General features: G+C 62.1%; 15 protein-coding genes. 7 read left to right on the top strand and 8 right to left on the bottom strand.

All coding sequences use genetic code 11. The annotated features are described in order from the left end of the window. The first annotated feature begins 1 nt into the window (after position 1). Complete coding sequence (locus tag ACP154_RS03030) at positions 2–607, top strand: TetR/AcrR family transcriptional regulator (protein ID WP_421856976.1); 606 nt, start codon at positions 2–4, stop codon at positions 605–607. 552 nt (positions 608–1,159) lie between these two features. Here ACP154_RS03030 and phaR read toward each other — a convergent pair. Continuing rightward, positions 1,160–1,756, bottom strand: a complete 597-nt coding sequence (gene phaR, locus ACP154_RS03025) for a polyhydroxyalkanoate synthesis repressor PhaR (protein WP_107711599.1) — start codon at positions 1,754–1,756, stop codon at positions 1,160–1,162. Between the two features lie 205 nt (positions 1,757–1,961). On the opposite strand from phaR, the gene ACP154_RS03020 reads away from it, so the two are divergent. Together ACP154_RS03020 and ACP154_RS03015 are read left to right on the top strand one after the other, a co-directional pair. Further along, positions 1,962–2,684 (top strand): beta-ketoacyl-ACP reductase, encoded by a 723-nt coding sequence (locus ACP154_RS03020; RefSeq protein WP_421856979.1) that lies wholly within the window; start codon positions 1,962–1,964, stop codon positions 2,682–2,684. A gap of 70 nt (positions 2,685–2,754) precedes the next feature. Further along, positions 2,755–3,486 carry a DUF4908 domain-containing protein gene (locus ACP154_RS03015; protein WP_421856982.1) on the top strand — a complete coding sequence of 244 codons (732 nt, stop codon included), beginning with the start codon at positions 2,755–2,757 and terminating at the stop codon, positions 3,484–3,486. Positions 3,487–3,495: 9 nt separating this feature from the next. Here the strand turns inward: ACP154_RS03015 and ACP154_RS03010 are convergent, their stop codons facing one another. Continuing rightward, a complete protein-coding gene (locus ACP154_RS03010; protein WP_421856985.1) occupies positions 3,496–3,948 on the bottom strand; it encodes a cupin domain-containing protein in 453 nt (150 codons plus the stop codon). Between the two features lie 62 nt (positions 3,949–4,010). On the opposite strand from ACP154_RS03010, the gene ACP154_RS03005 reads away from it, so the two are divergent. Next, positions 4,011–5,132 carry a hypothetical protein gene (locus tag ACP154_RS03005; protein ID WP_421856988.1) on the top strand — a complete coding sequence of 374 codons (1,122 nt, stop codon included), beginning with the start codon at positions 4,011–4,013 and terminating at the stop codon, positions 5,130–5,132. On the opposite strand, the gene gloB is transcribed toward ACP154_RS03005, so the two are convergent. Continuing rightward, positions 5,133–5,900, bottom strand: a complete 768-nt coding sequence (gene gloB / locus ACP154_RS03000; protein WP_421856991.1) for a hydroxyacylglutathione hydrolase — start codon at positions 5,898–5,900, stop codon at positions 5,133–5,135. 104 nt (positions 5,901–6,004) lie between these two features. On the opposite strand from gloB, the gene ACP154_RS02995 reads away from it, so the two are divergent. Both ACP154_RS02995 and hisC read left to right on the top strand, forming a co-directional pair. Beyond that, complete coding sequence (locus tag ACP154_RS02995) at positions 6,005–6,790, top strand: class I SAM-dependent methyltransferase (protein ID WP_421856994.1); 786 nt, start codon at positions 6,005–6,007, stop codon at positions 6,788–6,790. Continuing rightward, a complete protein-coding gene (gene hisC / locus ACP154_RS02990; RefSeq protein WP_421856997.1) occupies positions 6,787–7,866 on the top strand; it encodes a histidinol-phosphate transaminase in 1,080 nt (359 codons plus the stop codon). The genes ACP154_RS02995 and hisC overlap by 4 nt, the downstream gene beginning before the upstream one ends. Positions 7,867–7,941: 75 nt before the next feature. On the opposite strand, the gene ACP154_RS02985 is transcribed toward hisC, so the two are convergent. The 5 genes from ACP154_RS02985 to ftsE are packed head-to-tail and all read right to left on the bottom strand — an operon-like array spanning position 7,942 to position 11,923. Then, on the bottom strand, positions 7,942–8,985 hold the full coding sequence (locus ACP154_RS02985) for a DUF2125 domain-containing protein (protein ID WP_421857000.1): 1,044 nt from the start codon (positions 8,983–8,985) through the stop codon (positions 7,942–7,944). Then, positions 8,982–9,710, bottom strand: coding sequence for a lysophospholipid acyltransferase family protein (locus ACP154_RS02980; protein ID WP_421857003.1), 729 nt, complete (start codon positions 9,708–9,710; stop codon positions 8,982–8,984). Before ACP154_RS02980 ends, ACP154_RS02985 begins: the two co-directional genes overlap by 4 nt. A 28-nt stretch (positions 9,711–9,738) precedes the next feature. After that, a complete protein-coding gene (locus ACP154_RS02975; protein WP_421857006.1) occupies positions 9,739–10,308 on the bottom strand; it encodes a YdcF family protein in 570 nt (189 codons plus the stop codon). After that, positions 10,305–11,207 carry a cell division protein FtsX gene (locus ACP154_RS02970; RefSeq protein ID WP_421857009.1) on the bottom strand — a complete coding sequence of 301 codons (903 nt, stop codon included), beginning with the start codon at positions 11,205–11,207 and terminating at the stop codon, positions 10,305–10,307. The genes ACP154_RS02975 and ACP154_RS02970 overlap by 4 nt, the downstream gene beginning before the upstream one ends. After that, positions 11,204–11,923 carry a cell division ATP-binding protein FtsE gene (gene ftsE / locus ACP154_RS02965; RefSeq protein ID WP_107711587.1) on the bottom strand — a complete coding sequence of 240 codons (720 nt, stop codon included), beginning with the start codon at positions 11,921–11,923 and terminating at the stop codon, positions 11,204–11,206. Before ftsE ends, ACP154_RS02970 begins: the two co-directional genes overlap by 4 nt. 68 nt (positions 11,924–11,991) lie before the next feature. Between ftsE and ACP154_RS02960 the strand changes: the two genes are divergently transcribed. Further along, positions 11,992–12,828 carry a zinc-ribbon domain-containing protein gene (locus ACP154_RS02960; RefSeq protein WP_421857013.1) on the top strand — a complete coding sequence of 279 codons (837 nt, stop codon included), beginning with the start codon at positions 11,992–11,994 and terminating at the stop codon, positions 12,826–12,828. Position 12,829: the final 1 nt, after the last annotated feature.

Genomic DNA, 12,829 nt, shown 5'->3' with positions numbered 1-12,829 from the left:
CATGAAACGCGCGCAACCCTATAATCGTGATCAAGCTCTGGCGGCGGCGCTCGAGCTGTTTTGGCGCAAGGGCTACCACGCCACTTCGCTCAAGGATCTCGAGCTGGCATTGTCGATGAAGCCCGGCAGTATTTATGCGGCCTTCAAAAGCAAACGCGCGCTCTACCTGGCGTGTCTGGAGAGATATTTTAACGCCGGCCTGGACGATTTCTGCGCCACCCTTGCCCAAGCTCCGACTTATCTGGAGGGGCTGGCGAGCTATCTGCGCGGTTTCGGTGAGGTGAAATCCGCACAGGGGCCGGCGCGCGCCTGTATCATCGTGAAGACCGCCTTGAATGCTACCGATGAGGATGCGGAACTTCAGCAACAGTCCCGGGTCTATCTTCGGCGCATGCGAGCTGAGTTCGAGCGATGTTTTGAAAGCGCTCAAACCGCCGGTGAGATGTCAGATGCGTTCGATCCGGCTCAGCTGGCCGTTCAGTACCAGGCCGATCTGACTGCGCTACGGATTGAAGCTCAGCATGGGCTGGACGCTGACGCGCTTAAGTGGCTGGCGGACAGGAAAGCTGACGATGTTCTGGCGCTCGGCCAGCTTCACTCTGCCTGATCGCCAGCGGGCTCAGATCATCACGAACAAAAGCGTGAGCACCCAACACCCATCCCAGAGCGGGCTGAACCGGTCATGTAGATTGTCGAGGGTGTAGAGCCCGCTCATGCCGACCGCTCCTCGCTGCGCGCGGGGGGCTGGCGGGTCAGGCCTTGCTGGGCGCTGTCATAGGCCCGGGCGTACCGGGCTCGCTCGCTGGCGTCCGCCCGCAGGCCGCGCCGAGGGTGCGGGAAGTCCGCTTGGACCTGAACGCCTACGGCACTGGTTGCGCGCGCGACAGCGGGTTGTGGGGCAGGGTCAGTGTTTCTCGTAGCGCGACGGTCAGACCGGCCCGAGCTGCGGCGATCCTCACGCCGACTTGCCGCGCCCGGAGTCACAGGTTGAACCTGATCAGCTCGGGATGCGGAAGGCGCGGGCAGCGCCAGACGGCGCGGTGAATTGAAGCCAGAAACAAACATGGCCTGGACCGAGCAAGGTCCAGGCCAGTTTTAACGCTTCGTTTACGTCTCTAAATGCGCCATTAACTGTGTTGGCGGTTCAAAATGAAACGGGTCACTCCTTGTTCGCCAGCTGATCCAGCTTCTGGCGCATGGCCTCAAGCTCATCGCGCAGGGATTGCACATCATCGCTGCGCGGGGTGTCAGAGGAGGGCGCGGCGGGCATGTCGCCCATGGCGGCGCCGGTGGAGAAAGGCGTGAACATCGACATTGCCTGCTGGAACATCGCCATATTGCGCTTGGTCTGTTCTTCCAGCATGGCCATAGAGTTGCCGCCCATCGCATCTCCCATGGCGCCTGTCATCTTTTCGCGCATGGCTTGATGCTGACGCGACAAGGTGTCCATGGACATCTGGAGATAGCTGGGGACCATCGATTGCATCGAGTCCCCGTAAAACGAAATCAGCTGACGCAGAAACTCCACAGGTAGCAGTGTTTCGCCTTTGGATTCCTCTTCGAAGATGATCTGGGCCAGCACCCCCCGCGTCAGATCGTCACCCGATTTTGCGTCGATAACTTTAAAATCACGGCCCTCCCGGACGAGTTCGCGCAGATGGTCCAACGTCACATAACGGCTTGCAGACGTGTCGTATAAGCGGCGGTTCGCATATTTCTTGATCGTTACGACGTCAGACGTCTTGGTTTCTGTCACGCGATGTCCTCCCTAAGATCCCTCTTGAATACTCCGATGGTCCCATAACATCCGGCTCGACTCGGCTTCAATTCAACGTCATTAATCATAGAGGCGGCGTCAGGGGTCGAAGTGTGGCCGCCACAGCTGGATTGCTGCGTGCGCCACATAGTTATGCTGCGCAGCATAACCCGGATTTGTACTGAAGGACAAAGGGGAAATCGTGATGCAGCGAACAGCTTTGGTCACAGGCGGGACACGCGGTATCGGGCGGGCTATTTCAGTGGCGCTGAAAGACGCCGGATACGCTGTCGGCGCAAATTATGCGGGCAATGATGAGGTCGCCTCTGCGTTTACAGATGAGACCGGTATTCCGAGCTTCAAATGGTCAGTCGCCGATTACGAAGCGTGTGAACAGGGGATCAAGGACGTGGAGGCCAAGCTCGGCCCTGTGGACATCCTGGTCAACAATGCTGGCATCACCCGCGATGCGCCGTTTCACAAAATGTCACCCACCCAATGGCGAGAGGTGATCGACACCAATCTCAGCGGCGTCTTCAACATGACCCACCCGGTGTGGCCGGGCATGCGGGAGCGTGGCTTTGGGAGAATCATCACGATCTCCTCGATCAACGGCCAGAAGGGTCAGTTCGCCCAGGCCAATTATTCCGCGGCGAAGGCGGGCGATCTTGGCTTTACCAAAGCGCTGGCCCAAGAGGGCGCGCGCAAGGGCATCACCGTCAACGCGATCTGCCCAGGCTATATCGCCACTGAAATGGTGATGGCGGTGCCTGAAGATGTGCGCCAACAAATCATATCCACAATTCCCGTGGGTCGCTTGGGCGAAGCGCAAGAGATTGCGCGTTGCGTCGTGTTCTTGTCCTCTGATGATGCGGGTTTCATTACCGGCTCCACGCTAACGGCCAATGGCGGCCAGTATTTGGTCTAACTGTGATCCGTCGCAGTCACACCTTGCTTGCGCCTCGAAATCGCCCTGAAGCGGTTTACACTCCATCGCCATGAAACGTGGTATTTTTGGCCTTCTTGTTGTCAGCGCCGGGCTTTGCGCGCTGGCGACTGCGGAAGGCGTCGCCCAACCCAACCCGTTCCGGCGCATGCTGGGGCAGGAGGTTCAGACCGTTGAGCGCTCGCTATGGTTCGAGCGGGCGGATGGTCGGGGCGGCTTTGTTTTTGATCGCTCGGCGCGGATGCCGCTGATCCAAGAGGGCAGCGATGATGAAGTGCTGGCCGTGTATCAGGCGCGCGCAGCGGGCGGCGGTGAAGTGTGGCTGACCGATACAGGCCGCGTGATGTTGCGTCAGTCCAATCTGGGCGGCTGGACGTATTTCCCCTCCGACCGTCCTGATGGCGTGATCGTGGAACCGGTCGGGCAGGCGCGGGGGTTTGAAGTCCAGCCCATGGAAGACACTGCGCTGGAACGCGCGGCGACCGACATGGCGCAAGCGCTCGCCCAGATATCGCGCAATGAAGTGCGCGCCGAGCTGACGGCGCTTGATCCCGAAGGCAACGCCTATATGGCGGACGCCATGCGCATGGTGCGACGGGGGGCGGATCTGGCGCCGCGGCGCAGTGTCCGTGATTTGCAAGTGGTGCGGCTGGGCGTGGGCGAACGTCCACGCGTCACGTACGACGGACAGGTTCTCGACATCTCCATCACGCCGTCCATGGGCTATGGCGGTCGCCCCAGCTCGGCCCTGATCCGCCAGAGCTTTGAGAGCCAGGCCCGCTGACACAGCGTGTCAGGGCGCGCCGTCCGGACCTGGGCGCCAGTCGTTTGGCGCCATTTCAAATCCCTCAAATTCAAATCCTGGCGCGACCAGACAGCTGACCAGCGTCCAGGCGCCCAGGGATTCCGCCGTCTGCCAGGCGTGAGCGGGAATGACGAGTTGCGGGCGTTCTCCGGACCTCAGATTGGGGCCCAGCCTTTGATTGCGCGCGCTGACCCCGTCCTCGCTCCAGCTGAGCGACAGGGGGGCGCCGGCCTGCCAGAGCCAGGTTTCATCGGCGTCGACCTTGTGCCAGGCCGAGACCTGATCGGCGGCGAGCAGGAAATAGATCGCTGTAAAGCGCGATCGGCCATCCGGGCCCGGAGCGGCGCGATGGGTCTCGACATAATGGCCGCCCTCAGGGTGAGGCGTCATGCCGAGCATGCGAATGATCTCGTTCACGCCCAGATCGCTCGATGGAGTCATGATGCCCGTCCTTTTGGCCTGATAATTGCAAAACGTTCTCATAGTAGAACAGGTGCTGGTCCATGACCCAAAACATGTTTGGGAAACTGAAATTGCTCAAATCAGGCGGCTCGACAAGCCGTGTGATGGATCTGTTGTCGGTTCACGAACGCGCCGGCTCGCTGGGCATGAGCAGCAAGACCGCCATGTTCAACACCAAACGCCTCAATACCAGCTTCATTGTGAAACACACCTTGCGGCCCTGGGAGCGTGAACAGCTGAGCGGCGCCCGCATCTCGGCCACCAAGATCATTATCCCGATGTCCGAACGCAATCTGGATACGGGCGGTCACAGCATTTTCGTTGAGGACCCGGCGCTGGATGAGAAGCTGAGCAGCCATCTGGGCGTGTCACGCAGCTTGCCGCGTTTCCGCGATGACATCACGCGCTTGAGAGGGCTGTCGAAGCTGCCGTCTTTTGATCCCTATCTCTTGTTCGATCACTTCAGATTGACGGACCGGCCGGTGTCTGACGCCTATTTTGAGATGAACGAGCGTGAGCTCAGCGCCATCAGTGAGTTTGTAGCCGGGCAGATCAATCTTCTGGTTCGCCGGGCGTTGAACTCAGACCAGGATGGCTCCCTGGCCAAGGCGCGCAAACTGGCGTCGACCCTGTTTGAAGACCATACCTCCTCCAAGCTCGATGTGTTGCGTCTGGCGCTGAATATGTCGCCCGAACAGTACCGTGACGGTGTAAACGGCTGGAAAGGCACGCTGTACTATTGCTGGCGCGCGGGCAGCTGTAATCGGGAATTGTCTGATTTCATCACGTCCCTGAAGCAGCTCAATCTGGGACAGCTGAACGCCGGTGACCGCGATGAGTATCGCCAGGCCATGAGCGGCATCGCCCGATTGGCCGGTCAGCGCTGGGCGCGGGTGCAAAACCGCCTGTCACAATACCACGATCAGTTTTCGCGCTTTATCAAGGATGGCGACGGCGCCGCCCTGTCGCAATTTCTGATGATGGCGCCGGACATGTTTGTGGAGATGGGCGAGGATATGAGCCGCATCCAGCATGTGTGCGCCTCCTGGCGCTTCTGGGTCGGGGATCGGGACGCCGCCGACCTGCCGGTCGCCGAAGCGCGAGGCCTGTTTGAGGATTTCGACGCTGCGCTCAGCCTGGAGCCGCACGCTCAGGCGGCCTGATCAGAAAGCGTCCTTGCGCCGACGTAGCTCGGCGAAGACCTCCGCATCGCTGGCTGACGGCAGACCCAGCCGATCGCGCAAGCCTTCATCATCCCATCTCAGAAACGGATTGGCTTCGCATTCCGCCGCCAGAACGGTGGGGATGGTCGGCTGATCGTCAGCACGCAAGGCGTCCACGCGCCGCGCATAGCTTTGCAGGGCCTGATTGTCGGGGTCGACGCTCAAGGCAAAGCGAGCATTGGCCTGGGTGTATTCATGGGCGCAATAGATCACGGTTTCCGGCGGCAGATGACGCAATCGCGCCAGCCCGGCCTGCATCTGTTCGGGTGTGCCTTCAAACATGCGACCGCAGCCCAATGCGAACAGGCTGTCACCGACAAAGGCGACGCCCGCATCCTCGAACCAGTAGGCGATGTGACCCAAGGTATGTCCGCCCACATCAATCACCTGCGCGCGCTCCTTGCCGAGCATCACCGTGTCGCCGGGTATGACTGGCTGATCCACATGGCCGATTGTGGCCTGTTCGGCGCGCGGCGCGACGATCTGCGCGCCCGTGGCTTTGGCGATGGCGGCGTTGCCGCCGGCATGATCCCAATGATGGTGGGTGTTCCAGATCGCCGTGATGGGCCAGCCCAGCGTCTGGGACTCTTCAAGAATGACCTCGGCTTCGGGCGTGTCGATCACAGCGACCGCGCCGGTTTCAGAACACCGGATCAGAAAGCCGTAATTGTCCTGCAGACAGGGAAACTGTCGGATGTCGAGCGCCATACGGTCGCCTTTCACACAATGGAGTCTTTGACTGGGGCCCAGCCTTACCCAGATTAGAGGAACAGCCTAGCATGGGGCTGAACCGTGTTTCCATGAGCTGACTGATGCGAACCGACGCGCTGGACATCGCCCGCTTTTACCGCACGCCCCCCGGTCGGGCGGCGCGCGATATGGTGCAGCGTCGGATTCAGGCGCTTTGGCCTGATGTGGACGGGCTGGACATGCTCGGTTTCGGCTATGCGCCGCCTTTCCTTGAGCCGTTCAGAGATGGCGCGCGACGCACGATCGCCTTCATGCCCGCCGCTCAGGGCGCGGTTCCCTGGCCGTCCCAAGGCGTCGGGAAGGGCGGGCTGACCATGCTGGGCGATGAACAGAGATTTGGTTTCAAAGAGGCTTTGTTTGATCGCGTCATCTTGGTGCACGCCCTTGAAGAAGCCGCTGATCCGGCGCGTCTGCTGCGTGAGGTGTGGCGGGTCATGGCGCCTGAAGGGCGATTGCTGGTGATCGCCGCACATCGCTCCGGTCTGTGGTCGCGTGTGGATTCAACCCCGTTTGGACATGGCCGTCCGTTTTCGCGCAGCCAGCTTGGGGGCTTGCTGAGCGGCGCCCTGTTTGAACCCGTCGCCTGGTCGCGCGCCCTCTACGCGCCGCCCTGGCGGTTCGCGTGCGGGCCAAAGACCGTGCGCGCCTTTGAGTCGACCGGCGAGCGGCTGTGGCCGGCCTTTGGCGGGTTGATCCTCAGTGAGGCGGTCAAGCATGTGGGCGCGGTGCGTCCGGGCGGCGCGACTCAGCGTGTGCGCAGAAAGAGCCTTGAAGGCGCGACAAGGCCCGCGCTATCTCCTCGCTCAGATACGACGTCGCATTCAGATGAGCAGAAAGGCGCATCATGACGCTTCAGCCCCGTCCCGGTCTTCTTGACATCAAACCCTATGTGCCCGGCGCCGCTGCACCCGAGGGGGCGGTGAAGCTGTCCTCTAACGAGAACGCGCTGGGGTGCAGCCCGAAGGCCGCTGAGGCGTTCAAGGCTTCGGCGAGCGTCCTGCACACCTATCCCGACGGCGGCGCCACAGCGCTGCGCGACGCCATCGCCAAGGTGGAAAATATCAAGGCGGAGCAGATCGTCTGCGGAGCTGGCTCTGATGAATTGCTGCAGCTGATCGGCAAGGCCTATCTGGCGCCCGGCGACAAGGTCGTTCAGAGCCAGTACGGCTTTCTGGTCTATCGCCTGGTGGCGATGCAATCGGGCGCCGAGATCGTCTCGGCTCCGGAAAAGCATTACACGGCGGATGTGGATGCGCTGATCGAGACGGCGGGCGATGACGCCAAGATCGTTTTCCTGGCCAACCCCAACAATCCCACCGGCACCTGGATTCCGGGCTCGGAAATCCGTCGACTTCGTGACGGCCTGCCGGAGACCACGCTGCTGGTTGTTGACTGCGCCTATGGCGAGTTTGTCGATGCCCCCGATTACGAAGACCCGCTGGCGCTGGTGAGTGAATACGACAATGTGGTCGTCACGCGCACCTTCTCGAAAATTCATGGCCTGGCCGGCCTGCGTCTGGGCTGGATGTACGGCCCCAAAGAGGTGGTGGATGTCATCCACCGCGTCCGGGGTCCGTTCAACGTCAATCTGCCCGCTATTGAAGCCGGCGTGGAGGCGATCCAGGATGCGGAGTTCGTCGCCAAATCAAAAGCCCATAACGATCAGTCGCTGGCCTTCCTGACACAGCAACTGGGGGGGCTCGGGCTCGAAGTGACGCCGTCCGTGTGCAATTTCGTGCTGGTCCATTTTCCCGAAACTCCGGGCAAAACCGCCGATGACGCCAATACATTCCTGGCGGAACGCGGCCTGATCGTACGCGGCGTGCAGCCCTATGGCTTGCCGAACGCACTGCGGATCTCGGTGGGTCTGGACGCGCATAACCGCGCCGTGGTGGACGCGCTTGAGGCTTTCACCAAGGGCTAGGCGATCAAGCCTGATCCAACAAAAAACCCGGACGGTCATCGTCCGGGTTATTTTATGGAGCACCGTCGGCGGCGCTTAGTCCAGCGTGTCGAGATCCCCGATCCGGGCCGGCCCCAGGAACAAACCGCCATCTTGCAGCAAGAAGGGCAGAGCGATGCCGTCATCCCGGCGCGGCGCCATCATCGCAGCGAGGCGCAGAGCAGCGCCCTGTTCGTCATAAACCAGCCGGGCGTCTTCCAACGCGGTGATCAGGCTTTCAGGGTCAGAGACGACGACGCTCAACCGTCCGGCCGGGCGAATTTGACGATCCAGGGTGACTTCGCCAGCCCCTGTCAGGGCAGCAGGTCCCCAGTCCAGGCGAGTCTGGCGGATGATCAGGCGCCCGTCCGCACGGGTCCAGGCCAGCGGATCGCCCGCGAGCGACAAGGTGTCAAACTCAGTCAAGACACTGTCGAGCTGGTAGAGTTGGACGGTGCCTCCAAATGCGGCCTGAAGCGGATCGTCCAGCCGGGAGTCGTCAAAGCGCAAGCCTTCCACGATGATGCCGCTCAGGAAATCTCCGGTTTCAGAGATGCGGCCGGTCATGGCGACCCGCTCTATCGCCGAGGTGGGCGGTTGCGGCCCTGAGAGCGCTTGCACCTGGAGCGCCGTGATCTCAGCGCCAATCTGGCGGGTGACGCCGTTGCGAGTGATCAGGCTGAACCGAGCCTGCTCGCTTCGCAGTTCGTACTGTGCAGGCTCCCCTTCGACGGTTGTTCCCAGCACAACGCGCTCGTTCAGGCCGACGATCCAGTGATTGAGATTGTAGAACTGGGCGCTGGCGGTTCCGTTATCGACGGCGATGCGCCAACCGCCCGCATCTGCCGGCGCGGAGATCTCATAGTCTGACAGGTGCAGGGTGAATCGGAACGGATAGCCGCGCACAGTCATTGTGCTGTAGTCGATAGCGTATCCCGCTGCGATCCTGTCATCGATCCAGGTTTGCGCGGATTGACGGATCTGGCCGGACATCATGACCCAATAGATCGCATGCACGAGAACGGCGACCGCCAGAAGCCCGAAAGGCACGTAGAGGCCAAGCCTCCTCGGTGGTGTGTCGGTGGCCGGTTTGCCGATCATGCTGCGTCTTTCCTGGGAGTGTCGGGCAACAGCGCGTCGGACGCTGTTTCAATCCGGGTTTGGAGTTCGGCCATAAAGGCGTCTTTGCCCAGCCCTGGGGCGATCGGGGGCAGGAACTCGACAATGATCAAGCCGGGTTTGCGTACAAAGCCATGGGGCGGCCAGTACAGGCCCGAATTGAGCGCCACGGGTATGCAGGGCGTCTTCATGGCGTTGTAAAGCCCGACCACGCCGGGTTTGTAACTGTCGTGCTCGCCGGGTTCCAGCCGCGTGCCTTGCGGGAAGATCACCACTTGCCGCCCTTCAGATGCACGTTGGCGCGCCTGTTTGAGCATGTCGCGCAGTGCCTTGGCCCCGGCGGCGCGGTCGACCTTGATGTTCTTGAGCTTCATCGCATACCAGCCAAAGACAGGCAGGTAGGACAATTCTTTTTTCAAGATGATCGCCGGGTCGTCGAGGATCGCCCAGAACGCCAGGGTTTCAAACATGGACTGGTGTTTGGAGGCGATCAGCGCACCGCCTTCAGGCAGATGCTCGCGGCCGCGCACTTCGTAACGAATACCGCAAATCCAATGCAGGCCGCCGAATACAAGGCTCAGATAGAGCCGCATGCAGGCCTTCACGCCAGCGCGCGGACCCAGCAGGAACGGGGCGCACACAAGCCCCATCACGAGCATCAGCCCGTACATCCAGACTACAAAAACAGCTGACCTGAGTGCGGCCACGGATGTCTCCTCGACAGTTCAGAAGGGCTTAAAGCGTGCGAAAGCGCTCACGTCCATAGACGGCGGCGTATTTTACATACTCAACCATCCAGCGCCGGGCTTCGTGACCGCCGCTCCAGGGCGCCGGCGCCGGCACGCCATAGGCGCTCAGGCGCACATCCGGCATGGCCGCCTGCAGCTCCAGCAGCGCGCGTGGCATATGGTAGTCGCTGGTCACTACGATCAGATGCTCATAGCCATGCGACCGCGCCCAAGCGGCAGTTTCGGCCGCATTGCCAATGGTGTCAGCCGCCTGAAGTCCGATATCCACGCAGCACGCAAAAAGGTCTTCAGAAGCGCCGGCCGCGGCGGCGATATCGGCGGGCGGGCTGTCTGGATTCACCCCGGATATTAAAAGGCGGTCGCCCGAGCCGTCTCGTAACAAAGCCGTGGCGCTGCTGACCCGGTTCGGGCCGCCAGTCAGGACCACGATGGCCTCTGCATTGACCGTCAGATCGGGGGTGAAAGTGCGCGCCTGGCGCACGAACAGGGCGAACCCCACCACATAGGCGGTCAGCAGGATGAACGCTGCGAGGCGCAAAAAACGGCCAGTGCTCATATCCACCGCGCCTTCAAATCGCTTGAGACCGCGGAGCGCGCCGCCAGGGCGGCGATAAGCGCCGCAATCAGGGCGGCCAGTGGCGGGATCAGCAAAGCGCTCCAGCCCAGCTCCAGCGTGGGAACGAAAAACAAACCGCCCGACGCCGCGCCCGCTTGCGCCAGACCCAAAGCCGCGAGCGCCGCAGCGACCGAGCCCGCCAGTCCCGACTTCAGACCGAGAAAGAAAAACCGTTGCTGAAACAGACCGGTCACATAGCGGTCCGGCGCGCCCACAAGATGCAGGGCTTCAGCCACATCCCAGCGTGCGGCGAGCGATGCGCGGGCAGCGAACGCGACCACGGCGGCGGCGGCGATGGTCAGCAGCAGCACCAGCCCCAGGGCGAAATAGCGCACAGCGTTGGCGGCGCGCTGCACGGCATCTTCCCAACGTTGATGGTCGTCGACCAGAATGTCATAGGGTTCATCAGACAACAGCGCTTCAATCGCGCCTGTGGCGGGCGGCGCCTCGGCGTCGATCTGAACCGCGACCAGACGCGGGATGGGCAAATCTTCAGGCAGATCCGCTGTGCCGAGCCAGGGACTGACCAGGCGCTCGGCCTCGGCCCGGTCCAGCGCAGTCACCCCGGTCACGCCGGGCAGACGGGAGATGGCTTCAGCGGCTGCGACGGCGTCCGCATCCGCGTCCCGTCCATCGCCGGGCAGAATCTGGACGGTGATTTCAGCGGTCAGTTGATCGGTCCAGCCATCCGCGGCCCGCCAGGCGCCGGCGGCGCCAAAGGCGGAGAGGCAGGCGAGAAACACCAGAATGGCCGCCACCGCGAACAAGGGCCGATCTCGCCCTGAATCAGGAGGCAGCAAAGGCGCGACGCGCGGAGATTTGCTCTGCTTTTCACTCATGCGGCGCGCACCTTGCCCACCAGCCGCCCGTCAGAGAGCTCCAGTACGGGGGCGTTCAGGCTGTTGACCAGAGTCAGATCATGGGTAGCCATCAAGACGGTCGCGCCCAGCCGGTTCAGCTCGACAAACAGGCGCAACAGGCGTCGCGCCATTTCCGGATCCACATTGCCGGTGGGTTCGTCCGCGATCAACAGGTCCGGTTTTGAAATCACGGCGCGCGCAATGGCGGCGCGCTGTTGTTCGCCGCCTGACAGGGTCGAGGGGAAGGCGTCCATCCGGTCGCCCAGCCCGACCCAGGCGAGTAATTCCGCCACATCCTCGGCATAGGCGGCGCGCGCCTGTCCCGCGACCCGCAGCGGCAGGGCGACATTATCGAACACAGTGAGATGGTCGAGCAGACGGAAATCCTGGAACACTACGCCGATTCGTCGACGCAAGGCGGGGAGCGCGTCGCGTGGCAAGAGCGAGGCGTCGCGCCCGAAGAGTGTGATCAACCCGCGTGAGGGGCGTTCAGCGCGATAAATAAGTCGCAACAGCGAAGACTTTCCAGCACCGGACGGACCGGTGAGGAAATGGAAACTTCCGCTTGGTAAATCAAAGCTCAGGTCGCTAAGCACTTCGGGCCCCCGACCATAGCGCATGCCCACGGAATCAAAGCGCACCGTCGTCTCATTGGCTTGAGCTTCGGGCGTCATATCGTTCGGGTCTGAGCTCATGAGTCTGGCTTACCGCAGCTTGGCGTGAATTCGAAGTCGACTATGCAGGACAAGCGAGGCGTCCGTCCATGATCGTGACCTGTCCCAGCTGCGAGGCGAAATATCGCGTGGATGCAGCAGCCCTGGCCGCACGCGGCAATAAGGTGAAGTGCGCCGCCTGCGCACACTCCTGGGTCGTGGAAGATGAAGGTCTGACGCTGAACGAACCTGTGGAGCCGAGCTTTGACGCCAGCGAGGCGGCGCCAGAGCCGTCTGCAGCGGAGTTTGATGAAGAGCCCGCGCCCTCCATCCGGGAAAAACCGGCCGCCGCCGTGCGCGCGCGCGCCGAGCAGCAGCGCCGCAAGAAAGCCATGGCCGTTGAAGGCGCAGGCTGGGCTGGCGTCGCCGCCTGTGTCGCCGTCGCCCTGATCAGCGCCGTGGTTTTTCGGGTCAATATCGTTGAGACCTGGCCGCGGACCGCAGGCGCTTATGCGGCAGTGGGCCTGGACATCAACCCCTATGGCCTGGAAGTGGGCATGCTGACCGCCAGCTTTGAGGAGGGCGGACTGTATGTTGAAGGCGTGCTGGAAAACATCACGGGCGGGGACCGCCCGACTGTGCCGCTCAACGCCCGTGTGCTTGACGCGCAGGGCGCTGTATTGAACAGCTGGCCGGTGCCGCTGAACTCCGCAGCCTTGCCTGCAGGCGGAGCAGAACGGTTCTACACCCATCTTGAGGACGTGCCCGAAGGCGCGGTCCGGGTGGAGGTGATCATCGCCCAAGAGGACGTATCTGCGCATCAGAGCCCTTCTGCTCCTGCCGCGGAAGGGACTGATCACGCAACGCCGTCTCATGACGACGCCCATGACGCTTCAGGTCATGGCGAGACCCATGAGGCTGAGCCGCATGCAACGGGTCATCATTAAA

Source organism: Oceanicaulis sp. (assembly GCF_965249665.1).
Classification (GTDB): domain Bacteria; phylum Pseudomonadota; class Alphaproteobacteria; order Caulobacterales; family Maricaulaceae; genus Oceanicaulis.
This window is presented reverse-complemented; position numbering and strand designations above follow the sequence as displayed.

Coding starts and splice junctions, on each gene's coding strand:
- ACP154_RS03030 (WP_421856976.1), top strand. CDS start 2: ATGAAACGCGCGCAACCCTATAATCGTGATCAAGCTCTGGCGGCGGCG.
- ACP154_RS03020 (WP_421856979.1), top strand. CDS start 1,962: ATGCAGCGAACAGCTTTGGTCACAGGCGGGACACGCGGTATCGGGCGG.
- ACP154_RS03015 (WP_421856982.1), top strand. CDS start 2,755: ATGAAACGTGGTATTTTTGGCCTTCTTGTTGTCAGCGCCGGGCTTTGC.
- ACP154_RS03010 (WP_421856985.1), bottom strand. CDS start 3,948: ATGACTCCATCGAGCGATCTGGGCGTGAACGAGATCATTCGCATGCTC.
- ACP154_RS03005 (WP_421856988.1), top strand. CDS start 4,011: ATGACCCAAAACATGTTTGGGAAACTGAAATTGCTCAAATCAGGCGGC.
- gloB (WP_421856991.1), bottom strand. CDS start 5,900: ATGGCGCTCGACATCCGACAGTTTCCCTGTCTGCAGGACAATTACGGC.
- ACP154_RS02995 (WP_421856994.1), top strand. CDS start 6,005: ATGCGAACCGACGCGCTGGACATCGCCCGCTTTTACCGCACGCCCCCC.
- hisC (WP_421856997.1), top strand. CDS start 6,787: ATGACGCTTCAGCCCCGTCCCGGTCTTCTTGACATCAAACCCTATGTG.
- ACP154_RS02985 (WP_421857000.1), bottom strand. CDS start 8,985: ATGATCGGCAAACCGGCCACCGACACACCACCGAGGAGGCTTGGCCTC.
- ACP154_RS02975 (WP_421857006.1), bottom strand. CDS start 10,308: ATGAGCACTGGCCGTTTTTTGCGCCTCGCAGCGTTCATCCTGCTGACC.
- ACP154_RS02970 (WP_421857009.1), bottom strand. CDS start 11,207: ATGAGTGAAAAGCAGAGCAAATCTCCGCGCGTCGCGCCTTTGCTGCCT.
- ftsE (WP_107711587.1), bottom strand. CDS start 11,923: ATGAGCTCAGACCCGAACGATATGACGCCCGAAGCTCAAGCCAATGAG.
- ACP154_RS02960 (WP_421857013.1), top strand. CDS start 11,992: ATGATCGTGACCTGTCCCAGCTGCGAGGCGAAATATCGCGTGGATGCA.